Source organism: Rhodococcus sp. Q (genome assembly GCF_005503035.1).
GTDB lineage: Bacteria > Actinomycetota > Actinomycetes > Mycobacteriales > Mycobacteriaceae > Rhodococcus_G.
This window is the reverse complement of sequence record NZ_SCOY01000006.1, coordinates 40547-67315: the sequence shown is the minus strand read 5'-3', so window position 1 is coordinate 67315 and position 26769 is coordinate 40547. Positions and strand designations below refer to the sequence as shown.

At 69.0% G+C, this 26769-nt stretch carries 24 protein-coding genes; 11 read left to right on the top strand and 13 right to left on the bottom strand.

Annotation, left to right across the window (positions count from 1 at the left end):
* Positions 1-159: 159 nt before the first annotated feature.
* On the bottom strand, positions 160-1029 hold the full coding sequence (locus FFS72_RS08740; protein ID WP_137873574.1) for a 1,4-dihydroxy-2-naphthoate polyprenyltransferase: 870 nt from the start codon (positions 1027-1029) through the stop codon (positions 160-162).
* A gap of 69 nt (positions 1030-1098) precedes the next feature.
* Here FFS72_RS08740 and FFS72_RS08735 point away from each other — a divergent pair, with 69 nt between their 5' ends.
* Entirely contained in the window at positions 1099-4377 is a 3279-nt protein-coding gene (locus FFS72_RS08735; protein WP_137873573.1) for an ATP-binding protein, read from the top strand.
* Between the two features lie 37 nt (positions 4378-4414).
* Here FFS72_RS08735 and FFS72_RS08730 read toward each other — a convergent pair whose 3' ends face one another.
* The 8 genes from FFS72_RS08730 to FFS72_RS08695 form a co-directional block, all read right to left on the bottom strand.
* Positions 4415-5245 carry an ABC transporter permease gene (locus tag FFS72_RS08730; protein ID WP_137873572.1) on the bottom strand — a complete coding sequence of 277 codons (831 nt, stop codon included), beginning with the start codon at positions 5243-5245 and terminating at the stop codon, positions 4415-4417.
* The gene (locus FFS72_RS08725) at positions 5242-6222 is read right to left on the bottom strand and encodes an ATP-binding cassette domain-containing protein (RefSeq protein WP_137873571.1); all 981 of its coding nucleotides are present in this window, start codon (positions 6220-6222) and stop codon (positions 5242-5244) included. The genes FFS72_RS08730 and FFS72_RS08725 overlap by 4 nt, the downstream gene beginning before the upstream one ends.
* Positions 6223-6295: 73 nt before the next feature.
* The gene (menE, locus tag FFS72_RS08720; protein WP_137873570.1) at positions 6296-7453 is read right to left on the bottom strand and encodes an o-succinylbenzoate--CoA ligase; all 1158 of its coding nucleotides are present in this window, start codon (positions 7451-7453) and stop codon (positions 6296-6298) included.
* Positions 7450-8865, bottom strand: a complete 1416-nt coding sequence (locus tag FFS72_RS08715; protein ID WP_249353199.1) for an FAD-dependent oxidoreductase — start codon at positions 8863-8865, stop codon at positions 7450-7452. Before FFS72_RS08715 ends, menE begins: the two co-directional genes overlap by 4 nt.
* A gap of 123 nt (positions 8866-8988) precedes the next feature.
* Positions 8989-9318 (bottom strand): DUF3349 domain-containing protein, encoded by a 330-nt coding sequence (locus FFS72_RS08710; RefSeq protein ID WP_050065653.1) that lies wholly within the window; start codon positions 9316-9318, stop codon positions 8989-8991.
* 16 nt (positions 9319-9334) lie between these two features.
* Positions 9335-9718, bottom strand: coding sequence for a DUF3349 domain-containing protein (locus FFS72_RS08705; RefSeq protein ID WP_137873569.1), 384 nt, complete (start codon positions 9716-9718; stop codon positions 9335-9337).
* 46 nt (positions 9719-9764) lie between these two features.
* A complete protein-coding gene (locus tag FFS72_RS08700) occupies positions 9765-10049 on the bottom strand; it encodes a hypothetical protein (RefSeq protein WP_137873568.1) in 285 nt (94 codons plus the stop codon).
* Between the two features lie 15 nt (positions 10050-10064).
* A complete protein-coding gene (locus FFS72_RS08695) occupies positions 10065-11303 on the bottom strand; it encodes an inorganic phosphate transporter (protein ID WP_137873567.1) in 1239 nt (412 codons plus the stop codon).
* A gap of 315 nt (positions 11304-11618) precedes the next feature.
* Between FFS72_RS08695 and FFS72_RS08690 the strand changes: the two genes are divergently transcribed.
* The 5 genes from FFS72_RS08690 to FFS72_RS08670 all read left to right on the top strand — a co-directional run bounded on the left by FFS72_RS08690 (position 11619) and on the right by FFS72_RS08670 (position 17274).
* A complete protein-coding gene (locus FFS72_RS08690; protein WP_137873566.1) occupies positions 11619-13037 on the top strand; it encodes an ABC transporter substrate-binding protein in 1419 nt (472 codons plus the stop codon).
* An 86-nt stretch (positions 13038-13123) separates the two neighbouring features.
* Positions 13124-15412, top strand: coding sequence for a branched-chain amino acid ABC transporter permease (locus FFS72_RS08685; RefSeq protein ID WP_137873565.1), 2289 nt, complete (start codon positions 13124-13126; stop codon positions 15410-15412).
* Positions 15399-16175, top strand: a complete 777-nt coding sequence (locus FFS72_RS08680) for an ABC transporter ATP-binding protein (protein WP_137873564.1) — start codon at positions 15399-15401, stop codon at positions 16173-16175. Before FFS72_RS08685 ends, FFS72_RS08680 begins: the two co-directional genes overlap by 14 nt.
* Positions 16172-16918, top strand: a complete 747-nt coding sequence (locus tag FFS72_RS08675; protein WP_137873563.1) for an ABC transporter ATP-binding protein — start codon at positions 16172-16174, stop codon at positions 16916-16918. The genes FFS72_RS08680 and FFS72_RS08675 overlap by 4 nt, the downstream gene beginning before the upstream one ends.
* Positions 16915-17274 carry a hypothetical protein gene (locus tag FFS72_RS08670; protein ID WP_137873562.1) on the top strand — a complete coding sequence of 120 codons (360 nt, stop codon included), beginning with the start codon at positions 16915-16917 and terminating at the stop codon, positions 17272-17274. The genes FFS72_RS08675 and FFS72_RS08670 overlap by 4 nt, the downstream gene beginning before the upstream one ends.
* Positions 17275-17344: 70 nt before the next feature.
* On the opposite strand, the gene FFS72_RS08665 is transcribed toward FFS72_RS08670, so the two are convergent.
* The gene (locus FFS72_RS08665; RefSeq protein WP_249353198.1) at positions 17345-18937 is read right to left on the bottom strand and encodes an MFS transporter; all 1593 of its coding nucleotides are present in this window, start codon (positions 18935-18937) and stop codon (positions 17345-17347) included.
* A 240-nt stretch (positions 18938-19177) separates the two neighbouring features.
* On the opposite strand from FFS72_RS08665, the gene FFS72_RS08660 reads away from it, so the two are divergent.
* On the top strand, positions 19178-19864 hold the full coding sequence (locus tag FFS72_RS08660; RefSeq protein WP_137873561.1) for a hypothetical protein: 687 nt from the start codon (positions 19178-19180) through the stop codon (positions 19862-19864).
* Between the two features lie 80 nt (positions 19865-19944).
* Positions 19945-21393: a hypothetical protein gene (locus FFS72_RS08655; protein WP_249353197.1), complete on the top strand. Its 1449-nt coding sequence runs from the start codon at positions 19945-19947 to the stop codon at positions 21391-21393.
* 91 nt (positions 21394-21484) lie between these two features.
* Here the strand turns inward: FFS72_RS08655 and FFS72_RS08650 are convergent, their stop codons facing one another.
* The 3 genes from FFS72_RS08650 to FFS72_RS08640 all read right to left on the bottom strand — a co-directional run bounded on the left by FFS72_RS08650 (position 21485) and on the right by FFS72_RS08640 (position 23033).
* Positions 21485-21865, bottom strand: a complete 381-nt coding sequence (locus tag FFS72_RS08650; protein ID WP_137873560.1) for a VOC family protein — start codon at positions 21863-21865, stop codon at positions 21485-21487.
* 1 nt (position 21866) lies between these two features.
* Positions 21867-22331 (bottom strand): hypothetical protein, encoded by a 465-nt coding sequence (locus tag FFS72_RS08645; RefSeq protein WP_137873559.1) that lies wholly within the window; start codon positions 22329-22331, stop codon positions 21867-21869.
* Positions 22332-22406: 75 nt separating this feature from the next.
* Complete coding sequence (locus FFS72_RS08640; RefSeq protein ID WP_137873558.1) at positions 22407-23033, bottom strand: TetR/AcrR family transcriptional regulator; 627 nt, start codon at positions 23031-23033, stop codon at positions 22407-22409.
* 186 nt (positions 23034-23219) lie between these two features.
* Here FFS72_RS08640 and FFS72_RS08635 point away from each other — a divergent pair, with 186 nt between their 5' ends.
* The 3 genes from FFS72_RS08635 to cysN are packed head-to-tail and all read left to right on the top strand — an operon-like array spanning position 23220 to position 26736.
* Positions 23220-23933: a 3'(2'),5'-bisphosphate nucleotidase CysQ gene (locus FFS72_RS08635; protein ID WP_249353215.1), complete on the top strand. Its 714-nt coding sequence runs from the start codon at positions 23220-23222 to the stop codon at positions 23931-23933.
* Positions 23930-24835 carry a sulfate adenylyltransferase subunit CysD gene (gene cysD, locus FFS72_RS08630; protein WP_137873556.1) on the top strand — a complete coding sequence of 302 codons (906 nt, stop codon included), beginning with the start codon at positions 23930-23932 and terminating at the stop codon, positions 24833-24835. The genes FFS72_RS08635 and cysD overlap by 4 nt, the downstream gene beginning before the upstream one ends.
* Complete coding sequence (cysN, locus tag FFS72_RS08625; protein WP_137873555.1) at positions 24835-26736, top strand: sulfate adenylyltransferase subunit CysN; 1902 nt, start codon at positions 24835-24837, stop codon at positions 26734-26736. The genes cysD and cysN overlap by 1 nt, the downstream gene beginning before the upstream one ends.
* Positions 26737-26769 lie beyond the last annotated feature (33 nt).

Genomic DNA, 26769 nt, shown 5'->3' with positions numbered 1-26769 from the left:
TCGTGAACGAGCAGCTGATGATGATGTGCCACCAGTTGATGATGTGGCTTCAGTCCATGGGTGTCAGTCCGCCCATGCACATGATGCCGATGAAGTGAGGGCCGCGGGTTCACGGCGTCCGTCGACGTGAACCCGCCCGCCGACTCCCGCGGCTGGGGTTCAGCCGATCCCGAGCGCGAGGCCGGTGGCGGCGCCCCACACCAGCATCGTGGCGCCGGTGCCGGCGAGCGCGGGGATGAGTGCCATGCCCTGTGCGCCGGAGCGGATCGGTGCGTTCGCCTTGACGGCGAGAGGCACCGCCAGCAATCCGAGCAGCGCCCACGGCGTGCGCACCACGAGTACCAGCGTCGCGACGAACGGCACGGTCATCAGCGCGAGGTGCAGGACGCGGGTGCGGGCGTCGCCGAGCAGTACGGCGAGGGTCCGCTTGCCCGACTCGGTGTCGGTGGGGATGTCGCGCAGGTTGTTCGCGACCAGGACCGCCGACGACATCGACCCGACCGCGACCGCGGCGACCAGTCCGACCCAGTCGACGCGTTCGGCCTGCACGTACTGGGTGCCGAGGACGGCGACGAGACCGAAGAACACGAAGACCGCGATCTCGCCGAAGCCGCTGTAGCCGTAGGGGTTCGTGCCTCCGGTGTAGTACCAGGCGCCGACGATGCAGACGGCGCCGACCACGATCAGCCACCACGCCGACGTCAGCGCCAACGCGACACCGGCGACCGCGGCGATCCCGAAGCACATGAAGGCAGCTCGCTTGACGGCGGACGGGGAGGCGAGCTTGGCGCCCACGAGCCGGACGGGGCCGACGCGCTCGTCGTCGGTTCCGCGGATGCCGTCGGAGTAGTCGTTGGCGTAGTTCACCCCGACGATCAACGCCATCGACACCACCATCGCCAGCAGCGCCTTCCACCACACCGCGCCGTCCAGTGCCGCGGCGGCGCCGGTGCCCGCGAGTACGGGGGCGATCGCGTTCGGGAGGGTGCGCGGGCGGGCGCCTTCGATCCACTCGGAAACTGAAGCCATACCCCGATCCTTCCCCACCGGCTTCACCACAGGGCCGGGGACCCGCGCGGGTGGCTAGCATTGGCGGCGGTGCACCCCGATACGAACGACCTCGCCGTGGCTGCGTCCACCTGTGTCGAGGTGGCACTGCTGGGCGTGGTGTCGACGCGCCGCGATGGCGAACTGGTTCCCGTCGCGGGGCCGAGGGCCCGCAGCCTGCTCGTCGCGCTCGCCCGCACCCCCGGCCGGGTGCGCAGCGCGGCTTCGCTGATCGAGGACGTCTGGGGCGAAGCCCCGCCGCGGTCACCGGCGAACGCGCTGCACACCCAGATCTCCCGCCTGCGTGCGGCGCTGCCCGACGGGGCGCTCGAGAGTGGGCCCGCCGGCTATCGACTCGACCTGTCGCGGACCCAGGTCGACCTGACGTTGGCTCGGGTACTCGAGCAGCAGGCGCAGCAGCGGAATGCGGACGGCGACCACGGCGGTGCCGTCGATGCCGTGCGACAGGCGAAGGCGCTGTGGCGGGGGGAGCCGGGTGCGGACCTGCCGTCCGGGGACCTGGCGCGCGAACTCGCCGACGACGCCGCCGCGCGGGCGAACGCACTGGACCTCGTCGAGCTGACTGCGCTGGTGTCGGCGGGTGCGCTGCGGGACGCGTTGCCGTTGGCACGTTCCGCAACGGATCGGGCTCCGCTGGACGAGCAGGCGCACGGGCAGTTGATGCTGGTGCTGCACGGCCTCGGGCTCGGCAACGAGGCGCTGGAGGTGTACGCGGGACTGCGTGCACGGCTGGCGGAGCGGCTCGGCACCGACCCGTCGCCGCGGCTGGTCGAGTTGAACGCGGCGGTGCTCACCGGGACGGCTCCCGTCGCCGCCCGTCCGGCGCTCGAGGAACGGAACCCCGTTGTGGCGAGGCAGGATTCCACGTCGATCGGCTTGCGCGCGGCGCCCAACGCGCTGTTGGGCCGCGACGATGCCATCGTCGAGATCGAGGATCTTCTCGCGGCTGCCCGGGTCGTGACGATTCTCGGGCCGGGCGGAACCGGCAAGACCCGGATCGCGCACGAGCTGGGATTGCGCGCCGCGCGCCGCGCTCCCGTCGCACTCGTGGAGTTGGCGTCGCTGCGCAGCGGTGCCGACATCATCGCGGCCATCAGCGCCACGCTCGGCGTGGGCGAGGTGGAGCTCGCGCCCGGAACCGCCCTGACGCGGGCTCGGATCCACGACGCCCGCGACCGGTTACGGGAGGCGCTGTCGGGGCGGCCTTCGCTGCTGATCCTCGACAACTGCGAGCACCTGATCGACGACGTCGCGGAGGTCGTCGCCGATCTTGTTGCGGCGAGCGACGGGCTGACGGTGCTCGCCACCAGTCGTGCGCCGATGGCGATCACCGCCGAGGCGGTGTACCCGCTGCCGCCGTTGCGGATCGACGAAAGTGGTTCACCGGCAACGGAGTTGTTCCGGGTCCGCGCCCAGGCGGTGCGTCCGTCGGTGCGGTTGGACCCGGCCGTGGTGGCGCGACTGTGTCGCACCCTCGACGGGCTGCCGCTGGCGATCGAACTGGCCGCCGCCCGGGTGCGGACGATGACGGTCGAGGACATCAACGAACGGCTCGCCGACCGGTTCGCGTTGCTGCGCTCGGGGGATCGGACCTCGCCGCAGCGGCACCGCACCCTGCATGCCGTGATCGACTGGAGCTGGGACCTTCTCGAGGACGGCCAGCGGGCGGCGCTGCGTCGGCTGTGCAGGTTCCCTGCCGGGTTCACCCTGGGCGCCGCGGTGGCGGTCGCGCAGTGGGGCGATGTCGACGACGCTGCCGCCGCGATCGAGGGGCTGATCGGTCAGTCGATGCTCACCGTCGTCGAGGACCAGACGGGCCTGCGGTACCTGATGCTCGAAACCGTCCGCGAATACGGCGAGGAACAGCTGGCATTGGCCGGCGTCGACGAGGCCTCGGAAGTCGACCGACGAACCTTCGACTGGGCAGAGGGATTCTGTCGCACCGCGTCCCGCAGGTTTCTCGACGGCGACCAGGCCGCCGTCTCCCACGATGTCGATGCGGAACACGACAATCTGCTCGCGGTGCTGCGGCAGGCGCTGGCGCTCGGCCGCGACCGGACGGCGATGACGGTGTTTCCGGTCCTCGGGGCACTGTGGGTACTGCGCGGTACGCATTCCGAGGTGCTCGCGTGGGCGCCTCGGATCCTCGACGTCGACCCGGCCGGGGACGAGTGGCGTGAGGTTCCCGGCAACCTTCTCGCGCTGAGTCACCTACTGGTCGCAGGGATCCTGGCATTCACCGGCGTCAGCCGGCCACTGGCGCGGGCTCGGGTCAGGCTGCGAGCGATTGCGTGTGACAGAACAGACCTCGATCCGGCGGTCGCGACCAGCGCTGCGCTGCTGGTGTCCTCGGCGGCGGGGCGCCGCGGCGCTCGCGTGCTGGTGGCCGCGGTACGGCACCCCGACCGCGCAGCACGCGAAGTCGCACTGATGGTGCGCGCGAACCTGCGGGAGAACGGCGGCGACCTGCGCGGCTCCGCAGCCGACGGGGAGGCCGTCCTCGCACTGGCCCGCGACGCGGGGGAGGCGTGGACGGTGGCGATGGCGTCCCAGCATCTCGGCAGCCTCGCCGCGCAGTCGGCGCGATACGAGGACGCGGTCCGCTACTACCGGGAGAGCGCCGAGCTGACGCGGGATCTGCACGCGTACGACGAGTCCGCCGCCCTGCACGGCTACATCGCGTCAGCCCTGCTGGGGCTCGGCCGGGTCGAGGAGGCCGGTCGCGAACTGGAGCTCGCCGGACCGCTCGCCGCCACCTCGGACGGTTCGGCGCTGGGCGACCGCTCCCAGGGAGCAGCGGCGATCGCGGTGAGCCGCGCCGAGATGGAATTGGCGTCCGGCGACGTCGACGCCGGGCTCCGTGGCTACCGGACGGCGCTCGGTCTGGTCGGCAGCGACAATCCCGACCCGTTCGGGCTGATGCTGGTCGCCGCGGCCGTCGACGCGCACGCCCTCGCGGGCCATGCCGCGGACCTGGCCGACGTCGTGGACGGGTTCACCGCTCGAATGGTCGATCAGCTCGGTCCGGGCGGGCACGGGGACCTGCCCCAGACGGGTGCGGTCGCCTGCGCGATGGGAAGTTTCCGCATTGCGACAGGCGACCCCGTGAGCGGACTGCGACTGCTCGCTCTGGCGACGAGATCGGCTGCCAGGCAGGATTTCCCGTCGATGCAGCTGGCTCGGCACCTGGATCTGGCGCGGTCCGTCCTCGGGGTCGCGCGGGTCGACGAGGCGCTGGCGGACGTGGCGGGTCTGTCGCGCAGCCGGGCCCGGCACCTCATCCTGGATGCGCTTCGCGCCCACGCGTGAGTGTGGTGGCTCCGACCACCACACTCACGCACGCGGACTAGGCCTTTCGCATGTAGGCGCGGACCGCGATCGGAGCGAAGACGGCCATCACCACCGCGGCGCCGACCAGCGACCAGACCACCGGCATGCCGACGTGGCCGTCGTTGACGAGCTCACGGACCGCGGTCACCAGATGCGAGACGGGGTTGACGTTCACGAAGGCCTGCATCCACCCCGGCATGGTGTCGGCGGGCACGAACGCGTTCGACATGAACGTCAGGGGGAACAGCACGAGCATCGACACGCCCTGCACGGTCGACGCCTTGCGCATCACCACACCCATCAGGGCGAAGATCCAGCTGATCGCGAACGCGCACACCATCACCAGCACACCGGCACCGAGGACACCGAGGATGCCGCCGCCGGGGCGGAAGCCCATCGCGAATCCTGTGACGAAGGTGATCGTGGTGGCGATCGCGTACCGTGCCATGTCCGCGAGGAGCGCCCCCGCGAGCGGTGAGATGCGTGCGATGGGAAGGGATTTGAATCTGTCGAACACCCCCTTGTCCATGTCCTCGCGCAGCTGGGTGCCGGTCACGATGGACGCGGTGATCACCGTCTGCACGAGGATGCCGGGGATGATGATCGGCAGGTACGAGGCCACGTCACCGGAGATCGCGCCACCGAAGATGTAGGTGAACATGATGGTGAAGATCACCGGCTGGATCACGACATCGAACAGCTGCTCGGGATTGTGCTTGACCTTCACCAGGCCGCGATAGGCCATCGTGAGGGACTGCCGGACGGTGTCGGCGAAGCCGACGGTGCGGGCGGCGGGTGCCGCGGTGTGAGTGGGTGTGCGGGGCGGAGTGGCGACTGCGGTGGTCATGCCGCGCTCCCTTCTGCGTCGGTGGTGTCATCGGCGCCGTGGCCGGTGATGGTGAGGAAGACCTCGTCGAGGCTGGGTTTGCTGACCGTGATCTCGTCGACGGTGATGCCGTTGTCGCGCAACCGGATCAGCAGTTCGGGCGTGATGGAGGTGTCGGTGAGCGGCGCGGTGAGCCGCGCGGCCTCCGGGCTGACGACCACCTCGACGCGGAGCGCCTCGGACAGCAGCACGCGGGTGGCGTCCACGTCCGCTCGGTCCGCCAGCGTCAGTTGCAGCGACGACGTCCCCACGGATGCCTTCAGTTCGTCGGCAGTGCCGTCGGCGATGACGCGTCCGCGGTCGATCACCGCGATCCGGTCGGCGAGCTGGTCGGCTTCGTCGAGGTACTGCGTGGTCAGGAGCACGGTCGACCCCTCGGACACGAGCCGGCGGATGGTGTCCCACATCTGCGCGCGGGTGCGGGGGTCGAGACCGGTGGTCGGTTCGTCGAGGAACAGCAGCGGTGGATGGGAGATGAGGCTGGCCGCGAGGTCGAGGCGCCGTCGCATGCCGCCGGAGAAGTTCTTCAGTGGCCGGTTCGCCGCTTCGGTCAGCGCGAACTCCTCGAGAAGGTCGGTGGTCTTGCGCTTGGCGTCGGCGCGACCGAGCCCGAGCAGGCGCGAGAAGATCATCAGGTTCTCGGTGGCCGTGAGGTCCTCGTCCACGGACGCGTACTGACCGGTGACACCGACGAGCGAGCGGACGGCAGTCGGCTCGGCCACGACGTCGTGCCCGAAGATGCGGGCGTGGCCGGCGTCGGGTCGGAGCAATGTCGCGAGCATACGAATCGTGGTGGTCTTGCCCGCGCCGTTGGGCCCGAGCACGCCGTAGACGGAGCCGGTGGGGACGGTGAGGCTGACGCCGTCCACCGCGGTGAACTCACCGAAACGCTTGACGAGCCCCTCCGCCTCGATCGCGGGCGAAGTCGAGAAGTTCATGCGGTGTCCTTTCGATCTGTGTGGACACCACCGTCACCCCGTCCGCTTGCAGCGGCCTTGCACGCGCCTTGCGTCAGGGCTCCGACGAGAACAGCGCGGTGAGCGCGCGGCGGTCGACCTTCCCCGGACCGCGCACGGGCAGTGCATCGAGCAGGTGCAGTTCGCGGGGTGCCGCGGTCGGATCGAGGGTCCGTGCCACGTGCTCGCGCAGCGCGTCCAGTGTGGGCGTCTGACCTGCAACCGGGACGATCGCGGCCGTCACTCGCTGCCCCAACCGGGTATCGGGTACCGCGAACACCGCGACCTCCGCAACGTCGGGATGCGTCACGAGCGCAGCCTCGACGACCTGCGGGACGACGGTGAGTCCGCCGGTGGAGATGGCCTCGTCGAGTCGACCGAGGATGCGCAGCACCCCGTCCTCGACGACACCGGCGTCGTCGGTGCGGAACCAGCCGGGCTCGGCGAATGCCGGGTGCTCGGGCAGGCCGCGGTACCCCGACGCGAGTGTCGGACCGCCGAGCAGGACCCTCGAGTCGTCGCCGATCAGCAGTCGTACCCCGTCCAGCGGAATCCCGTCGTACACGCAGCCGCCACACGTTTCGCTCATCCCGTAGGTCCGGACGACGGCGATCCCGGCCGCGCGGGCCCGGGCGAGAAGCGGAGCGGGGGTGGCGGCACCGCCCAGGAGGACGGCGTCCAGTTCGGCGAGTGCGGCCGTGGCACCCGGATCGTGCAGGACCTTCACGAGCTGTGTCGGGACCAGCGACGTGTACCGGCGCGGACCGGACATCCGCGCGATCGCGTCGGGCAGTGCCGTCGGGTCGAATCCGGCCGAGACGTCCACGACCACCGGGTCGGTGCCTGCGAGGACGGCCCGGAGCAGGACCTGCATGCCCGCGATGTGGTGCGCGGGGAGGGTCAGCAGCCACGATCCCGGACCACCGAGCCGGTCGTGGGTGGCGGTGCCGCTGGCGCGCAGCGCGGACGCCGACAACTGTGCGCCCTTCGGAACGCCGGTCGTACCGGACGTCGCGACCACCAGTGCCACGCCGTCGTCGATCGGTTCGCCGGGGCGCAGGGCGTCGGCGAGGCGGGCGGTCTCCCGGGCGTCACCTGCCGGGACGGGCAGCAGTGCCGGACCGGTTCCCGCGAGCATTCGCTCGAGGGACGGGAGGATCGCCGCGGCGGCCTCACCGGTCGGGACGGGCAGGGCCTGCAGGACGGAACTCACCCACCCATGCTGCCAGAGGTGGCGGACGGCCGAACATGCACGACCCGGGCCTCGTCACCGGACCGCGTGGTCGTGAGCCACCTGGAGTCGGGAACTGCTGTACGGCGACGGTTTCCGCGGATCACCCGGCACACCGTCGAGGGTCGCAGCAGGGCGGTCGGGGGGTCGACGAGGTTGGAGACCCGCAGGAACCGCGTCGCCACCACCGGATCGGCACTCGCGGCGCGGTACACCCGGGCCGTGTACGCGTTGACCAGACGGGTGCGAGGACTGCGAGTGCCCTCGACGCACGGCATCCGGAGGTCGGAGTCCGCGGCTGCGCTCCAGGCGTTGGCGACGGTGGATCGGATGTCGTGCAGGAAGCGGGGTGCGAGATCGGCGGTCCCGGCGCTCAGGCAGCCGAGCAACGCGAGTGCTTCGGTAGCGGCGACCGACATGCCCTGCCCGTAAATGGGGTTGAAACAGCAGATGGCGTCGCCGAACGGCAGGTATCCCGCAGGCAGCGCGACCCGATGGTAGTGCCGCCGGATGGTTGTGGGGATGCGGTAGCGCGTCGGTTCGTCCAGCGGTTCCGTGTCGGCGACGAACCGCCCGAACTCCGGGTCGGGCAACGTCGCGGCGAAGGCCGCGAACCCGTCCGGCTCGATCGGAGGCTCGTCCCGGCCGTATCCGGCCAGCGTGACGACCCACGCGTCGCCCTCCTGAGCGAGGACCAGACCGCCGCGGGGCAGCTCCTGCGTCGCGCCGACGACAAGCGCGGTCCGTCCGTCGTCGGCCGGTTCCCGGCGGAAGTGCCGGGTGGCATAGGCGAGACGGATCGTCATGCGCTCCTCCAGCGGCCGCGCGCCGCCGAACTCCTCGAGCCACGGTTGCGTCTGCGAACTACGCCCGGACGCGTCGACGACCAGGTCGGCGTCGACCATCTCGCCCAGGTCGCTGCCCGCGTAGCGAGTGATGACGCCGGTGACGCGGCCTCGGTCTCCGGTGAAGCCGATGGCGGTGCGGTGTTCGGCGATCACCACGTTCGGTAGTGCCCGCACCCGCTCCCTCAACTGCCACTCGATCAGTGGCCTGCTCGCCCCGATGGCCCGGATCCCGGTGGCACAGGGCGCGAATCGGTGACCGCCGAGCATCCATCGGGCGCCGGTGCCCACGTCACCGGTCGGTGCGCCCCGCTCGATCAGCTGTTCCGTGAATCCGGGGAACAGGCGGTCGAACGCCGCAGCACCGCGCGCGAGCAGCGCGTGGGCGTGCCTGCCCTGTGGAACACATTTGCGTGCAACCGGATCGGCGGGAAGGGTGTCGCGTTCGAGAACCGTCACCCGGGTGAAATGCTCGCCGAGCACTCGCGCCGCCAGCAACCCTCCGATGCCTGCCCCGATCACGACGGCATGCTCTCCAACGATGGCCATCACGGACTCCTCACACTTGCGGATACCGCCAGTGTTCGTCTCCGCTGCCCGCCCGGCACGAGTAGGCGACCACTCGACTTCGGCGCCCGGACACGGAGGAACGCGGGTACCGGTCGCGCGCGATCAGGGCGTGTCGGTCGGGTCCTCGTGAGCCCAGTCGGACGCGTCGGCCAGCGGCCAGCCGCCCGCAGCGAGGTGCGCGCGTACCCGTGCGATGTCGGATTCGAGCGGCATCTCGTCGGTCACCTTGGTGATGAGGACACCGATGTCGATGCGGTCGATCGTCGACGGAGGCTGGTTCACCAGCTCACCGGTGACCGCCAGGACCTCGTCGTCGGACAGCCTGCGTCGCAGGAGCGCGATCAGCGGAACGTAGTCCTGCTCGGGAACACCGTTCGGGTACCCGGCGCGCAGCCAGCCGAGTATCGACGTGAGAAACGGTGCGAGGCTCACGGGGTACCCCCTCTCGTCAGAATTCGTCGGTGGTGTCGGTGTCCGGGTCGGTCTCGTTCGGGTTGGTCTCTGTGTACAGCTCGTCGCGGTCGATGCCCGCGAGGGGCCACCCTGCGGCGGCGAGGACGGACGCGACCCGCGCGATGTCCTCGGCCGACGGTTCGGTGTGGGTGACCTCCTCGATCAGGTCGGTGATCTCGTCGCGCGTGATGGTCGGATGCTGTAGCCGTCCCGCCGCTTCCGCAAGGGCAACGGCCGCGTCCTTGATCTGCTCACTGGTCAGCTGCCGGTGCAGCAGGGCGACGAGCGGGATGCGATCCTTCGGCGGGATGCCCTCCGGATAGCCGGCGCGCAGCCACGTCAGGACCGACACGGGGAACGACGGTTTGTCAGTGGTCACAGATGATTGCCTCTCGGGGCCTGGTCTCGCAGCACCGCCATCGCCGTCAGAACAGCTGGATGCCGAACGTGTGGTCGAGGAAGTCCGCCATGATGAACAGGATTCCGGTGACGATCGCGATCACGATGATCGCGAAGCACACGCCCGCGCCGATGGTGGCGAGCGGATGTCGTGTGCGGACCTGCGTGCCCGACGCGTCAACGGTCGCGGTGGTGCCGGATCCGAGCAGGCGAAGCCCGAAGGCGAACAGGGCGGGCAGTCCGGCACCGAGCAGCAGGCCGACGAGAATGACCTGCCAGAGCGATTCGGCAATCTTCGTCAACAGGTCCATGAATCTTCCCCTCGGTCAGGCCGACACGTTGTCGGGTCGGGGCGCGGGCGGGGAGGGGATCTCGTCGACGAGTTCCGCGTCGAGGGCGGCGAGCTCGGCGTAGGTGGCGTCGCCCGCGGGTTCGAGTCGGCCGTCCCAGTCGGCGTTGACGTTGCTGTGGTCGACCGGCTGACGGCGCGAGCGCAGGTACATCAGGGCGGACAGCGCGAGCAGGATCGCGAAGACCACGAGCACGCCTGCCAGGCCGCCGATCAGGCTCGCGATGCCCCAGCAGAGCGCTCCGGCGATCGCGGCGGACGGCAGGGTGATGAGCCACGCCACACCCATTCGGCCCGCGACACCCCAGCGCACCTCGGCGCCGCTGCGTCCGATTCCGGTGCCCATGATCGAGCCGGTCGCGACGTGGGTGGTCGACAGCGGCAGACCCAGGTGGCTGGAGGTGAGGATGATCGCGGCCGACGACGCTTCGGCGGCCATGCCCTGCGGTGCGGCGATCTCGACGAGGCCCTTGCCGAGGGTGCGGATGACTCGCCAGCCTCCGAGGTACGTGCCGAGCGCGATCGCGAGTGCGCAGCTGAGCTTGACCCAGAACGGCATCGGTGTGTTCTCGGTGATGGTGCCATGGGCGACCAGGGCCAGGAAGATCACGCCCATCGTCTTCTGGGCGTCGTTGGTGCCGTGCGCGAGCGAGACGAGTGACGCCGAGCAGATCTGGCCGAGGCGGAATCCGCGTTCCTTGGTGCCGTCGTCGACGCTGTGGGTGATCCGGTAGATCAGCCAGGTTCCGCAGGCCGCGACGAGTCCCGCGACGACCGGCGCGAGGATCGCGGGCAGGACGACCTTGCTCAGCACACCGCCCCACTCGACACCGTTCACGCCGATGCCCGCGAGTGCGGCGCCGATGAGCCCACCGAACAGGGCGTGCGAGGAACTCGACGGTATGCCGAACAGCCACGTCATCAGATTCCAGAGGATGCCGCCGACGAGTCCGGCGAACACGATGACCAGAAGGTCCTCGCCGCCGGTCGAGCTGAGGTTGACGACACCCTTCGCGACGGTGGCGGCGACCTCGACCGACAGGAACGCGCCCACCAGGTTGAGGATGGCCGACAGCGCCACTGCGACTTTTGGTCGAAGAGCCCCGGTGGCGATGGAGGTGGCCATCGCGTTGCCGGTGTCATGGAAGCCGTTGGTGAAGTCGAACCCAAGGGCTGTGACGACCACGACTAGAAGAACGATGAGTTCCGCGTTCACAAAACTCAATCTTCCGTTACGACCGCGTAAAAGTCGAGTTGGCCACGGCCTCGTTGACGTGCGATTCCGCACAGGGTCTCCACCCCGTGTCGCAGGGCGGTTGCGGAGCTCCCGGAGGCACGGTCCGCGTGACCGGAATGCCACGTGAGAGGTGACGGATCGGTGCTGGTGTGGCGGCGCTCACGCCACGGTCTCACTCACCGGGAACCGCGGAAATCGCGTTCGTTTCGCTGGCTAGCGTCCCCGCATCGAGTGACGCAGAACACTTTTGCGGACCATCGCATCTGGCCCGCGTCAAGAACGGAGACCCCGAACGTGCAACCACGAAAGACCGCGAAGCTACTTGCGGCCCTCGCCCTGTCGGCCGCGCTCGCCTCGGCGTGCGCCACCGACCGGGGCGGCGACGCCGGCGTCCCCACCGCGAGCGGCTCCGGCGGCACCGCGTCCGCATCCGCAGCCGACACCGACTTCGGCACCCTCGCGTCACCGTGCGGGGCCGGCGACGCGAAGGGCGCGACCGATCAGGGCGTCAGCGACACCGAGATCAGGATCGGCTACGGCGACGACCGCGGCTACGCGCAGAGCCCGGGCCTGAACAAGGAGATGTCCGACGCCGTCGCTGCGATGATCGACTGGTGCAACGAGCAGGGCGGCATCAACGGCCGCACTATCGTCGGCACCGACTACGACGCGGCGATGACGCAGGCGAACACCGTCATGCAGGAGGCATGCCGCTCCGAGTTCATGATGGTCGGCCACGGCTTCGCGATGGACCAGACCGCCGAGCAGACCCGCGTGGCCTGCAACATGGCTGCGGTCCCCGGCTTCACGGTCTCGCCCGACGCCGCCAACGGTCCGATGACCTACCAGGGCGTGCCGTTCCCGGTGGACTACGCCAACGGCGCCGCCTGGTTCCAGATGGCACAGCTGCACCCCGACATGCTGAACGACTTCGACCTCGTCGGATCGACCATGCCGACGATCATCACGTCGCTGGCCAAGACCCGGTCGATGGCCGAAGCCGCGGGCTTCAAGCTCAAGGACTGCGGCGTCACCATCAACTACCAGGGTGAGCCGACGTACGTTCCGTTCGCGGAGAAGTACAAGCAGTGCGGCGTCAAGGGACTGTGGACCTCGCGTTCGCCGGTGCCGAACGAGTTCAACTTCTTCAAGGCGATCGACCAGGTCGGCCTGGATCCGATCATCTTCGGTGAGGCCACCTGGTACGGCGCCTCCGCGCAGGCCTTCAACAAGGACTCCGGTCTGCTGAACAACCTGAACGCCGACATGACGTTCCAGATGCTGGAGAACGCCGACAAGGTTCCCGCCGTCGCGAAGTACAAGGAACTGGTCGAGGCGGAGGGCGGCAAGACCGCACTGCTCGGTATGCAGTCCACGTCGTCGTTCCTGCTCTGGGCGACCGCGGCCAAGGAGTGCGGCTCGGATCTGACCAGGCAGTGCATGGTCAACGAACTGTCGAGCATCCACGAGTGGGACGGCGGCGGACTGCACGCCGTCACCGACCCCGGCAAGAACATGCCGGCCCAGTGCGGCCTGATGGTCGCGCTCGAGGGCGCCGAGTACACGCAGGTGTTCCCGGCGGAGTCCGCGGAGTTCGAGTGCAGCGACAAGTACCTGATCAAGACCGACCCCGCGACCTGGGGCACGGAGCTCGGACCCGACCGCACCTCCACCAAGTACCTCGGGCCGAACGTCATCAAGCCGCAGGTCTGACCGGACCGGTCTGACTCACGGACTCGCATCGGGGGCGGCGGCGCCCACAGCGGACGCCGCCCCCGATCTCGACCAAGGGTTCTCACATGGACACATTCGTGACATTCACGATCCTGGGCCTCGTGCTCGGTTCCGTGTATGCGATCGCCGCCTCCGGGCTGGTGCTCACCTACAACACCTCCGGCATCTTCAACTTCGCGCACGGCGCACAGGCCATGCTCGGCGCGTTCGTCTACTGGCAGCTCAGCGTCGAATGGGGGGTGCCGACCCCGATCGCGCTCGTGCTCGTGCTCGGCGTCTTCGGTCCGCTGATGGGCCTTGGTCTGTACTTCCTGATCATGCGGGGACTGCGGGACACCGCCGAGGTGACCAAGATCGTCGTCACCGTCTCGATCATGCTCGGCATGCTCTTCCTGTCGCAGTGGTTCTGGCATCCTGAGGATCCCCGCACCCTGAAGATGTTCTTCGGAGACGACGCCAAGTTCACCGTCCTCGGCGCCACCGTGCGCGTGCACGAACTCCTCTGCCTCGTCGCTGCGATCGCGATCGCCGTCGGCCTGCGACTGCTGTTCACACGCACCCGGATGGGCGCGACGATGCGGGGCGTCGTCGACGACCCCGACCTGCTCCGCCTGAGCGGGCACAACCCGGAGCGGATCGCCGGCTTCTCGTGGGCGCTGAGCTCGATGCTCGCTGTCCTCGCAGGCATCCTCGTCACCCCGATCAGCGGCGGAACCCTCGAGGCGAACCTGTTGACGCTGTTGGTGATCGACGCGTTCGCGGCGGCCATGTTCGGACGCCTGCGCAGCATCCCGCGAACCTTCGTCGGTGCCATCGTGCTCGGGTTGGCGGGCACCTATCTGCTGGGCTACGCACCCTCGGCGTGGACCTGGACGTCGAATCTGCGTGTCTCGCTGCCGATGATCGCGCTGTTCGTCGTCCTGATCGTGCTACCGCAGGACCGACTGCGCGGCGCCGCCGTCCGCACCCGCGAGCGGTACCACGTGCCGTCCGTCCGCAAGGCCGTCGGCTGGGGCGTGGCCCTGGTCGTGATCGTGTACCTGATCCGCCTGCTGATGGTCGAGTCCGCGGTCACCACCCTGACCATCGGCATCTGCTTCGCGATCATCGCGCTGTCGCTGACGGTGCTCACCGGCTACGCGGGGGAGATGAATCTGGCACCGCTCTCGTTCGGTGCGATCGCGACGATCGTCGCCTTCCACTTCGGGATCACCGGATCGGGTCTGGCGCAACGACTCACGCTCGTCGGGGTGATCCTCGGCGTGATCGTCGCCGCACTCGTCGGTGGACTGGTCGCGCTGCCCGCACTGCGGTTGCGCGGCCTGTACCTCGCGCTGGCGACGATGGCGTTCGGAGTGTTCCTGTCCAACATGGTGCTGCGTGACACCACCGAACACGAACTGTTCGGGATGAAGTTCTCCATCTTCACCGGAGGCACCCTGGTGATTCCGCCGCTGCAGATCGGTCCGCTGGACCTGGCCGATCCGACCGCATTCCTGATGACCGTCACCGTCCTGTTCGCCGTGCTCGGCGTTGCGCTCGTGACACTGCGCAACAGCGGATACGGCCGCAGGCTCACCGCGATGAAGGACAGCCCCGCCGCATCGGCGATGCTCGGGCAGAACCTGGTCGGCCTCAAGCTGAGCGTGTTCGTCATCTCCGCGGGCATCGCGGGGCTCGGCGGCATCCTGATGTCGTCCGCGATGGGCTCGGTCTCGGGCGAGACGTTCACCATCGTCATCAGCCTGTCGCTGCTGATGCTCACCGTCGTCGCGGGCATCGGCTACGTCAGCGGCGCCTTCTTCGGTGGAGTCATGGCCGGTGTCGGCTTCTCGATCATCATGGTGTCCTTCAACAACCTCGCGAAGGCGCAACCCGACCTCGAAGGCCTGTACCTGCTACTCGGCAACATCGCCGCCGTCAGCCCGGCCCTGATCGGTATCGGCGTGGGACACAACCCGTCCGGCAGCGTGCACCAGGTCGTGGAGGGCTACCGCAAGCTGCGCGATGCCAAGCCCGTGTTCGTCGGCGGCGCCGCGGTCGTCGCGGTCGCGTACCTGCTGGCCCTGACCGGTGTCCTCGACAACTGGTGGTTCGCCTCGATCACCATCGTCACGGTGTTCGCGCTTCCCGTCGTCGGTGAGATGGTCATGCCGACAGCCGTTCTCGGTTCCGAGGAAGCGCAGCGACGCCGGCCGATCGATCCCGAGGAAATCGGTGTCGACGTCCCCTACGGCGACGAGGTCATGGCCCGCGTCGACCGCGAACTGGGCCTGCCCGCCGACACCCGTCCGGCACGCCCGACCGTCGACCGCACCCGGCCCGTGAAGGAGCTCACCGATGTCGTCTCCTGACCCCACCTTCGGCACCCAGCCGATCCTCGAAACCCGCGGTGTGACAGTCCGGTTCGGTGGTCACGTCGCCGTCGACAACGTCGGCATCGCCGTCCACGCCGGCAGCGTCACCGGGCTCATCGGGCCCAACGGCGCAGGCAAGACCACCCTGTTCAACACCGTCACCGGACTGCAGAAGCCGACGTCGGGGCGGGTGCTCATCGACGGCGTCGACGTCACCCGCAAGGCCCCGTACCGGCGTGCGCGGCTCGGGTTGGCCCGCACCTTCCAGCGCCTCGAACTGTTCCTGTCGCTGTCCGTGCGGGACAACATCCGGGTCGCCGGCGACATCCATCACACAGGACTGCGGGGTACCGGCCTGCGCGGCAGGCGGGACATCGAGGCCGAAACCGACCGGCTGCTCGAGCTCACCGGGCTCGCCGACGTCGCGCACCAGGACGTCTCCGACATCCCCACGGGACGCGCACGCGTCGTCGAGGTCGCGCGGTCGCTGATGACCGAGCCGAGGGTCCTGCTGCTCGACGAACCGGCGTCCGGTCAGACGGAGAAGGAAACCGAGGACTTCGCCGAACTGCTGCTTCGGCTCTCCGGCGAGGGACTCGGGATCTGCCTGGTCGAGCACGACCTGCCGCTCGTCATGCGGGTGTGCTCGCGCATCCACGTCCTCGACTACGGCAAGCTCATCGCCTCCGGGACGCCGTCCGAGATCCAGAACGATCCCGCGGTGATCGCGGCCTACATCGGAACGGAGGAGGTCGCATGACGGCACCCGCCGCCGACACGAACAACGCCGCGCCGCAGCCGGAACCGTTGCTCGAACTCGTCGACGTCCGCGCCGGATACGGCGCGATCGAAGTCCTGCACGGCGTGAACCTGGCGCTGGCGCCCGGTGCCGTCGTCGCGCTGCTCGGCCCGAACGGCGGCGGCAAGACGTCGACGCTGAAGATCTGCTCCGGCATCCTGCCGGTGACGGGCGGCGAGTTCCGGCTCGCAGGCCGGACGGTCAACGGCGCCGACGCCGCCGCGCTCGCCCGACTCGGGATCTGCACGATCCCCGAGGGGCGCGGCATCTTCGCCAACCTCACCGTCCGCGAGAACCTGTGGGTGGCGACCGGCACCGGCGTCTCCCTCAAGGACCTCGAAGAGGTTGCGTACGAACGTTTCCCGATCCTCGGGAAGCGCCGCGGCCAGCTCGCCGGGTCGATGTCCGGCGGAGAGCAGCAGATGCTCGCGCTGTCCCGCGCTCTCGGAACGAGCCCGACGGTGCTGCTCCTCGACGAACTGTCGATGGGGCTCGCGCCGCGCGTCGTCTCCGAGATGTACGACATCGTCGGCGGGCTCGCGGCCGAGGGCCTGTCGATCCTCGTCGCCGAACAGTTCGCCCGCGCGGTCCTGCCGATCGCGACGTCCGCGGCACTGATCCTGCAGGGCCGTGTCGTCCGGACCGGCGACCCCGCCGAAATCGACCGAGAACTTTCCACCAGCTACCTAGGAGGCCAACGATGACCGCACTCGCGGAGGACCGTCGTGACCAGTTCAAGAAGGACGTGTCCGAGTTGAAGTTGAAGACCGAGGGCACCGGCGGTGGTGACGGGAAGGTCCGCATCGCCGGGCTCGTGCTCATGGTCGTCGGCGCGGTCGCCGCGTTCGGCGTCTACCTCTCCTCGCTGAGCCAGGACGACCTGCGCAACATCGCGTCGTACCAGATCCTCGCGACCGCGCTGCTGGCCGTCACCGTGATCGGTGCCGCGCTGTACCTGGCAGGTGCGGTGTCGCGGGTGCTGCGCCTGTGGCTGCTGCGTCAGCTCTACGAGGGCCGCGAGCAGGCCGACCGGATCGCCGAAGCGGTCCGCGGCGCGTAGGAGGTCAGGCTGGGCGTCGGCACTCGTCGGCGCCCGGCCATGGCCTGGCCGAAAGGGAGCCGTGCGGAACTCATCGTCGTATTCGGCCCGTCGCGAAGAGCGCACCCGCGGTCAGCAGGGCCGCGAGTGAGAAGGCCGCCTGTAGCGCGTCGATCCGCGCCTGCGCGTTGACGTCCAGGATCGCCTCCGCGGTCTCGGGAGGCACCCCGTAGTCGGCGAGCGACGATTCCAGTTGGGTGTCGGAGATGAACGGCACACCAGAACTCAGTTCGGTGCTCGCCTGCTCCTGGACTGCGGCGGGCACCTCCGGACTGCTCGCGATTCCTGCCGCCACGGAACCGCTCAGCGTGGCGATCAACACCGACCCGATCAGTGCCGTGCCGAGAGACGCTCCGAGGTTCGTGGCAGTGTTCTGCAGACCGCCGACCTCGGGGCTCTTCTCGTCCGGGACCGCGGACACCGTCACCGCCCCCAGCTGTGACGACAGCGCACCGAGACCGAGGCCCATCAGCAGCATCGGGATCGCCACCACGCCCGCGTTCGCGCCGAGGTCCATGCCCGCGGCGAGGATCAGAATGCCGACCAGCATCGAAACCAGGCCGGCGCGCACCACGCGGCGCGGGCTCGCATGTGGCCACACCTTCGGGACGCCGATCGCGGTCACGAGCAGGGCCAGCGACAGCGGAAGCAGCCGGATGCCCGTGCCGAGGGCGCTCAGTTCGAGTACCACCGACAGGAACAGTGGGACAACGAAGAACACGCCTGCCTGAATCATGAACTGCGCGAGGAACATCGTCAGGCCGCCGGTGAGTTGCCGGTTGCGCAGCAGGGCCAGATCCAGCAGCGGCTGGCCTCCGGTTTCGGTCAGGTGCGACTGCCAGCGCACGAACGCGTACAACACCAGCAGTCCGGCGAGGATCAACCAGAACACGGGAGACAGCCCGAACAGGTCGGGGCCGGCGGCGCGCGGGAGAACCCACCCCCACTCGCTGGACCGCAGCACACCGAACACCGCCAGGCCGAGTCCCGCCGCCGACAGCAACGCGCCCGGAATGTCGAGGTGCACCCGCTGCGGCGGCACGTCCGCGATGCGTCGCAGCACCAGCAGGATTGCCACCACGATCAATGCCTCACCCGCGAACACGTACCGCCACGACGCGAACGTCGTCACCGCGCCGCCGATCAGCGGGCCCGCCGCCACCGCCATCGCGCCCGCCGCCGCAATCAATCCGTATGCGGCCGGTCGTCGCTCGGTTGCGAAGTTCGCCGCGACCAGCGCGACGATGGCAGGCATGATCAGTGCCGCGCCGATGCCCTCCAGCAGCGACCACCCCAGCAACAGCACGGTGAGATTCGGCGCGAACGCCGTCGTCGTGCTGCCGATCCCGTAGATCACCAGACCGATCCCGAAGGCGCGACGCCTGCCCAGGATGGTGCCGATCTTGCCGCCGGTGATCATCAACGTCGCCATCACCAGCGTGTACAGCGTGATCGCCGTCTGGATGCCGGTGATCGTGGTGCCCAGGTCGGAGGCGACCTGCGCCATCGACACGTTCATCACCGAACTGTCCAGCGTCATCAGGAACTGGCCGGCCCCGAGAACGGTGAGAACCAGTCCGGACGCGGTGGCCCCCGCGGCGCGGCTCGTTCCGGTGGAGGTCACGAGCTCGATCCGGCCGACGTGGAGGTCGTCGGGGCATACGGTGTCGCGGTCGATCTCATCGGCGCCTCGCGTATCGATGGTCGTGCTGCGGCACGTGCTGCCGCACCGGTCGATGGTTCGCCTCCAGGCCCAGGCCGTCAATCGGGACGAACCAACCTCATCCGCAGCGGGTGAGTCGGCGACCCGGTTCGCCGGGGCAGAGTCGAACCCGGATCGTGTCCGCGCGAGTGGAGGTCGCCGATGGTCCCGAAGCCCGTGCTCGGATTGCGGCGCGAATCGATCGGGTTCGCCATCGGCTCCGTGCTGTTCGCGGTCGGCGCCGTCCCGGGATACGCGCAGGCCGTCGGTATCCGGGCCGACAACGTCACCTACTTCGTCGGCTCCCTGTTCTTCACGACCGCCGCCGCGATCCAACTGTGGCTCAGTGGCCGGATCCCACCATCGAGCGGAGCCCACCGTGTCGACAGATACGACTGGTACTCCGCGGCAATCCAGTTCGCGGGCACCCTCGCCTTCAACGTCAGTACCGGCGCGGCGCTCGTGGTGTCGCTGACCGCCGAGGAGGAACGCCGCTGGGTGTGGCGGCCCGACATGGTCGGGTCCACGGCCTTCCTGGTGTCCAGCGCGCTCGCCGTCGTCGCGACCACCGAAACCGACAAGCTCTGGGATCCGCGCGCCCGGAACTGGGTCAGCAGCTGGCTCGGCATGCTCGGCTCGATCGCGTTCGGGGTGTCCGCCGTCGCCGCGTTCGTCGTCCCGAGCACGGGGGAGCTTCGCAACGCCACGGTCGCGAATCTCGGCACGTTCCTCGGAGCGCTGTGCTTCCTCGGCGCGGCCCTGCTCACCCTTCCGCCCGAGGATCCCGATCGGACTCGACCGCGGTCGTTCGCCGATCGATGGCGGGCCCGACTCACCCGCCGCGGATGAGTCGCCGGACCGCGAGATGTGCTGGGCTTGACCAGGGCGGCGGGTGCGCAGCCCCACGACCGGACGCATAGGGGTTCGCCATGGCCGACACCGGGAACAATCGAGATTCGACCGCGCCGCTCTCGTTGGACGAGCGCGCCGAACTGGAACACCTGCGTAAGGAGGTCGCCGACCTCCGGTCGAGCGCCGCCGCACCACTACCCGAGGCGAGAGCCGCCGCGGCATCCGGCCACCCGGGACTGCGATGGACGGCGGCGGCACTGCTGCTCGTCCTCGTCGCGGTCCTCGGGATCGGTGCCGTCGCGGCCCGATTCGCACGCAGCCAGGTCCTCGACACCGACCGCTACGTGCAGACCGTCGCGCCACTCGCATCCGAACCGGCGCTGCAGTCCGCGCTCGCCAACGAGATCACCGACCAGATCATGAGTCGCGTCGACGTCGAGCAGATGACGGCCGACGCCCTCACCGGGTTGACGGAGGTCGCGCCGCGGGTGCCGAGCGCGGTCGTCGGGCTCGCGCCGGTCATCGCCGGGCAGGCGGAGACGTTCGTCAGGAACGCCGCCACGAAACTCGTCGAATCCAGCCAGTTCGAGACGATGTGGATCGAGGCCAACCGGCAGGCACACGAGGAGTTGGTGTCCGTCGCGACCGGCGAGAACTCCGGAAGCGTCAGCATCGACGACCGCGGACAGGTCAGCGTCAACCTCGCCGCCATCATCGACACCGTCAAAGCGGACCTCGTCAACCGCGGCTTCAGCTTCGTCGACCGGATCCCCGACGTCGACGCGTCCTTCGTCGTCTTCCAGTCCGCCGATCTGGTCAAGGCTCAGCGCCTCGTCAACTGGCTCGACAAGGCGTCCGCGGTCCTGCCGTGGCTGACCCTGCTCGCCGCCGCGCTGGCTGTCTGGGCCGCACCCCCCGGAGGTCGACGCCGTGCGGTGTCGCTGGTCGGAGCGACCCTCGCCATCGCCATGGGAATCCTCGCCGTCGGCATCAGCATCGGGCGCTCCGTCTACCTCTCCGAACTCCCGCCCGACGTCCTGAGTCCGGATGCGGCCGCGATCCTGTTCGACACGCTCGTCCAGCCCCTCCGGACGACACTGCGCGCCGTGTTCGTGCTCGCCGTGCTCATCGGCCTCATCGGTTACCTGTCCGGAGCGTCGGCCTCCGCGACTGCGATCCGACGTACCTACACGAAGGCGATGGACCGGCTTCGGTCTCCGTCGACCGACCGCGCACCCCGCCCCGTCGAGACGTACGCCGCGACGTTCCGGCTCCCGTTGCGCATCGCGATCGTCGTGATCGCCGTGGCGACACTGGTGTTCTGGAAGTACCCCTCCGGCACGGTCGTCATCGTGACCATCCTGATCGCGCTCGCCGCGCTGCTCGCCGTCGAAGTGCTCGCCAGGCCCGCCCTCGCCGCCCGCGCGGCACCGGCCGCCCCCGTCGAGCCGACTCCCGTCGAGCCGCCGACTCCCGTCGAACCCACCACCCCCGCAGGGTCGACCACCAACCACCCGGAGAGCTGACCGAACGTGGCGTTCGGTCATTCGGAGTGACCGAACGCCACATCCGGTCGAACCGGGGGAGTGGCGTGCAGCGGCGGGGTGACCGGGCGGGTCAGCGGGTGTCGCGGCGCAGCGGATGGTCTGCGGGCACCTGCACCAGGACGATCTGCACGCCGTCGGGGTCGGCGATCCACATTTCGCGCAGACCCCACGGCTCGACTCGCGGTTCGCGGTCGATGCGAACGCCCTCCGACGCGAGTTCGGCGGCGGCGTCGTCGAGGTCCCGGACCTGCAACCAGATCGCGCCCTCGAAGGTCGACTCGACGTCCGAGCCGCCGTGTGCGGCGATCTCGATCAGGTTCTGGCCGGCGAAGAAGACGGTGCCGCCCGGATACTCGCGTGCAACGGCCAGCCCGAGGGCATCCCGCCAGAAGGTGAGGGACGCCTGGTAGTCCTTGGGGCGCAAGATGATTCGACTGCTCAGGATTTCCACGTCAGCTCTCCTCCGTCGGGCGGGACTCGTGGCCGGCGCGGCCGTGTGTGCGGCGCGCCTCCTTCATCTCGGACTCGTACACGTGACGCCTGCCGCCGAGTGCCGCGTCGCGGACCGTCCGGTCCCACGTCCGGAACGGCTCCCAGTAGCCGTCGTCGAACTCCTCGACGACCTGGAACGTCCACCGACCCGGCAGCACGTTGCGGCCCAGTAGATCCGCTTCGACCGCCGCGGCCAGGTCCCGATGGCCGGCGTCGCGCAGCGCGTCGACCGCTTCGCCGAGTTGCCGGTCCGCGTGGCCGATCAGCTGGTGGAACCCGTAGAGGTGACCGCGGGCCCGCTCGACGGTCTCCAACGCCTCCGACAGTTTGCCGACGGCCGCGACCTCGGCGTCCGTGGTCCCGTCGGGGCGCGTGTGCTCCGGTGTCGGGTGCTCGCGAGGGTCGTGCGCGGCGACATCGCTCATGTTGTCAGTGTGCCCGAGTCGCGTGCGCGGCGTCGTGCTGTCGGTTCCGACATGCGTCGGCCGCTCGCAGGGGACTCAGTCGGCTGCGGGCGGAGCGGTGATGCCGCGAGTGATGGCGGCAGCGGAGAAGGCGATGAGCTCGGACGGATCGAGTGGTGCCGCCCAATTGTTGACGATCGTGTCGGACACGCCCATGAGTCCGGACAGGACGAAGCGGATGAGCGCGGGATCGTTGAAGAGCGTTCGCCCCTCCGCCTCAGCGGCCTCGAGAATTGCCCGGTGTAGTTCCTCGTTGTACTGCTCCGCAGTCACCCGCAGTTCGCGAACGGACTCGCGTTCGGACCGCGCGGCGCCCTCGATGTCGCGCCAGGTTGCGGTCATACGCCCCACGCGCGCCCACTGTCGCACCGAGTTCGGGATGGCCGCCGCGATCAATGCGGCGACGCCGCTGTCTCGGGGCAGGGTGGACACGAAGGCGGCGGATTCGATCTGGCTCTCGTTGAGCAGCGCGATGAAGATCTCCTGTTTGTCTGCGAAGTACTGGTAGATCAGGCCGGTGCTGGTTCCGGATCGCTGAGCGACCGATCGAATCGTGAGTGCGCCGTACCCGCCTTCGTCCAGGAGGGCGGCTGCCGCGTCCAGGGTGCGGCGGCGCCGCGCGTCCGCATCGCCGTAGATCGACTTGCCGTTCGATTCGCTCACCACGCCACCGTATCTGTGCGGCTCGGCGTGGGCTCGCCTCACCTCAGTGAATGAACAATGTTCAATCTAGGATTGAACATTGTTCATTCTGTTGCTACGGTCACAATCGTGACCACAGACGCCGCGGCCTCCGCGCCGCACCCACCGGCCGTTCACAGTTCCGAAGATGCCCGTGCTGCAGCCGACATGGCCACCGCGGCAGGGGAACTGCTCCTGGATTTCCGGGCGGACGCGCAACTCTCGCGTCTCGACCCGGGCGAGGTGCGCCGCATCGGTGACCGCATCTCCCACGAGTTCCTCGTCGTCGAGTTGGCGCGACGTTTTCCGGCAGACGCGGTGCTGTCGGAGGAAGGAGCCGACGATCCGTCGCGCCTGACCGCCGACCGGGTGTGGATCGTCGACCCACTCGACGGGACCAGGGAGTTCGGCGAGTTCGGCCGCATCGACTGGGCCGTGCACGTCGCGCTCGTCGAGCGCGGACGGTTGACCGTCGGCGCGGTGGCCCTGCCCGCGCTGGGTGTCACCCACTCGACGCTGGATGTACCGACGCCCGCCGAACCCGCGCCGGCCGCACCCCGGGTCGTCGTCAGCCGGACCCGCAGGCCCGAGCCCGTCATGGCCATGGCGACCGCGCTGGGCGCCGAACTGGTGGAGATGGGTTCCGCCGGCGCGAAGGCGATGGCGGTGGTTCGCGGCGAGGTGGACGTCTACGCCCACACCGGAGGTCAGTACGAGTGGGACTCGGCTGCTCCGGTTGCCGTGGCCCGTGCTGCGGGACTGCATGTTTCGCGAATCGACGGTTCCGAACCCGTCTACAACCAGGAGAACCCCTGGTTGCCCGACCTGTTGATCTGCCGCCCGGAGTTGGCCGGCACAGCACTGGAGGTACTTGCGCGATGACACGTGCGCTGACCCACCTCGAGAGACTCGAGGCCGAGAGCATTCACATCATGAGGGAGGCCGTCGCGGGGAGTGAGAATCCCGTGATGCTGTACTCGGTCGGCAAGGACAGTGCGGTGATGCTGCACCTCGCCCGCAAGGCGTTCTTCCCCTCGCGGCTGCCGTTCCCGCTGCTGCACGTCGACACGACGTGGAAGTTCCGGGAGATGTACAGGCTGCGCGACGAGTCCGCCGCCGCAGGGGATTTCGATCTACTGGTGTACCAGAACCCGGAGTGCGTGGAGAAGGGGATCAACCCGTTCACGCACGGCTCGTCGACGCACACCGACATGTGGAAGACCGAGGGGCTCAAGCAGGCCCTCGACCTCCACAAGTTCGACACGGCGTTCGGTGGCGCCCGCCGGGACGAGGAGAAGTCCCGTGCCAAGGAGCGGGTCTTCTCGGTCCGCTCGGCCGAGCACCGCTGGGACCCCAAGCGGCAGCGACCCGAACTGTGGCGCATGTACAACGTCCGGCGGTCGCCCGGCGAGACGCTGCGCGTCTTCCCGCTGTCGAACTGGACCGAACTCGACGTATGGGAGTACATCCGGCAGGAGAACATCCCGATCGTGCCGCTGTACTTCGCCGCGCAGCGGCCGGTGGTCGAGCGAGACGGCACCCTGATCATGGTCGACGACGACCGGATGCCGTTGCGCCCCGGGGAGGTTCCGGAACTCAAGAGCGTCCGGTTCCGCACCCTCGGCTGTTACCCGCTCACCGGCGCGGTCGAGTCCACGGCCGCGACCCTGACCGACGTCATCCAGGAAATGTTGCTCACCACCACGTCGGAGCGTCAGGGCCGCGTGATCGACCACGACAGCAGCGCCTCGATGGAGAAGAAGAAGCAGGAAGGGTACTTCTGATGGTTCACTCGTCCAACCTCATCGCCGACGACATCGAGCAGTACCTCGAGCGGCACGCGACCAAGTCCATGCTGCGGTTCATCACCTGCGGCAGCGTCGACGACGGCAAGTCCACGCTGATCGGCCGGTTACTGTACGAGTCGAAGCTGGTCTTCGAGGACCAGCTGAGCGCGCTCGAGAGCGACTCCAAGAAGGTCGGCACCCAGGGCGAGGGCCTCGACTTCGCGCTGCTCGTGGACGGTCTCGCGGCCGAGCGGGAGCAGGGCATCACGATCGACGTCGCCTACCGCTACTTCACCACCGAGCGGCGCAAGTTCGTCGTCGCCGACACCCCGGGCCACGAGCAGTACACCCGCAACATGGTCACCGGTGCGTCGACCGCGGATCTGGCGGTGATCCTGATCGACGCCCGCAAGGGCGTCCTCACCCAGACCCGCCGGCACTCCTACCTGGTGTCACTGCTCGGCATCCGGAACGTCGTGCTCGCGGTGAACAAGCTCGACCTCGTCGACTACTCGCAGGAGGTCTTCGAGCGGATCGACGGCGAGTACGCGGCATTCGCGGCCGAGATCGGACTCGACCGCGTCGTCCCGATCCCGATGTCCGCGTACATGGGTGACAACCTCACCGAGCGCAGCCCGAACACGCCCTGGTACCAGGGTCCGTCGCTGATCGAACACCTCGAGACCGTCGACATCGACGACGACCTGCGCACCGGGCCCTTCCGGATGCCCGTGCAGTGGGTGAACCGGCCCGATCTCGACTTCCGGGGCTTCTCCGGACAGGTCGTCGGCGGCGTGGTGCGTCCGGGCGACCGGGTCCGGGTGCTGCCCAGCGGAACTGAGTCCTCGGTCGAGCGGATCGTCACGATGGACGGCGACCTCGAGGAGGCCACCGCCGGCCGGTCGGTCACGATCACTCTCGCCGACGAGATCGACGTCAGCCGCGGTGACGTCCTCGCCGCTGTGGACGCCCTACCGGGGGTTGCCGATCAGTTCGAGGCGCAGCTGGTGTGGATGGGCGAGCACGACATGCTCCCCGAACGCCCGTACGTCTGCCAGATCGGGACGATGACGGTGCAGGCGCGGATCACCAAGCCCAAGTACAAGATCAACGTCAACACGCTCGAGCAGACGGCGACGAACACCCTCGCCCTCAACGAGATCGGCGTGTGCAACATCAGCTTCGACCGGCCGGTCCCGTTCGACGCCTACACCGACAACCGCGACACCGGCGGGTTCATCCTGATCGACCGGCTGACCAACACCACGGTCGGTGCGGGCATGATCGCGCACTCGCTGCGCCGGTCGGACAACATCCACTGGCAGGCCGTCGACGTGAACGCCGAGTCCCGGTCGGTCCTGAACGGTCACCGGCCGCAGGTGCTGTGGTTCACGGGTCTGTCCGGGTCCGGCAAGTCGACCATCGCGAACGAGCTCGAGCGGCAACTGCACGCGAGCGGCTGCCACACCTATCTGCTCGACGGCGACAACGTCCGCCACGGTCTGAACCGGGACCTCGGCTTCACCGAGGCCGACCGGGTGGAGAACATCCGCCGGGTCACCGAGGTCGCCCGGCTGATGGCCGACGCCGGACTGATCGTGCTGGCGTCGTTCATCTCCCCGTTCCGGGCCGAGCGTGAGGCGGCCCGCGAGCTGATCGGCGAGGACCGCTTCTGTGAGGTGTTCGTCGACACCCCGATCGACGTCGCCGAGTCGCGGGATCCGAAGGGGCTCTACAAGAAGGCGCGGCGTGGCGACCTGACGAACTTCACCGGCATCGACTCCCCGTACGAGTCGCCGGAGAACCCCGAGCTGCGAGTCGACACGACCGTGACGACTCCCGCGGAGGCCGCCGTTCAGATTGTCGAGAAGCTCCGCATCCGCGGCGTCATCGGCTGACCCGGCCCGTTCCACCAACCACACCTTAGGAGC

Bases quoted from the DNA above. Each gene is read 5' to 3' on its own strand.
- FFS72_RS08740 (WP_137873574.1), bottom strand. From the start codon at position 1,029: ATGGCTTCAGTTTCCGAGTGGATCGAAGGCGCCCGCCCGCGCACCCTC.
- FFS72_RS08730 (WP_137873572.1), bottom strand. From the start codon at position 5,245: ATGACCACCGCAGTCGCCACTCCGCCCCGCACACCCACTCACACCGCG.
- FFS72_RS08725 (WP_137873571.1), bottom strand. From the start codon at position 6,222: ATGAACTTCTCGACTTCGCCCGCGATCGAGGCGGAGGGGCTCGTCAAG.
- FFS72_RS08715 (WP_249353199.1), bottom strand. From the start codon at position 8,865: ATGGCCATCGTTGGAGAGCATGCCGTCGTGATCGGGGCAGGCATCGGA.
- FFS72_RS08700 (WP_137873568.1), bottom strand. From the start codon at position 10,049: ATGGACCTGTTGACGAAGATTGCCGAATCGCTCTGGCAGGTCATTCTC.
- FFS72_RS08685 (WP_137873565.1), top strand. From the start codon at position 13,124: ATGGACACATTCGTGACATTCACGATCCTGGGCCTCGTGCTCGGTTCC.
- FFS72_RS08680 (WP_137873564.1), top strand. From the start codon at position 15,399: ATGTCGTCTCCTGACCCCACCTTCGGCACCCAGCCGATCCTCGAAACC.
- FFS72_RS08675 (WP_137873563.1), top strand. From the start codon at position 16,172: ATGACGGCACCCGCCGCCGACACGAACAACGCCGCGCCGCAGCCGGAA.
- FFS72_RS08670 (WP_137873562.1), top strand. From the start codon at position 16,915: ATGACCGCACTCGCGGAGGACCGTCGTGACCAGTTCAAGAAGGACGTG.
- FFS72_RS08660 (WP_137873561.1), top strand. From the start codon at position 19,178: ATGGTCCCGAAGCCCGTGCTCGGATTGCGGCGCGAATCGATCGGGTTC.
- FFS72_RS08655 (WP_249353197.1), top strand. From the start codon at position 19,945: ATGGCCGACACCGGGAACAATCGAGATTCGACCGCGCCGCTCTCGTTG.
- FFS72_RS08645 (WP_137873559.1), bottom strand. From the start codon at position 22,331: ATGAGCGATGTCGCCGCGCACGACCCTCGCGAGCACCCGACACCGGAG.
- FFS72_RS08635 (WP_249353215.1), top strand. From the start codon at position 23,220: ATGGCCACCGCGGCAGGGGAACTGCTCCTGGATTTCCGGGCGGACGCG.
- cysD (WP_137873556.1), top strand. From the start codon at position 23,930: ATGACACGTGCGCTGACCCACCTCGAGAGACTCGAGGCCGAGAGCATT.
- cysN (WP_137873555.1), top strand. From the start codon at position 24,835: ATGGTTCACTCGTCCAACCTCATCGCCGACGACATCGAGCAGTACCTC.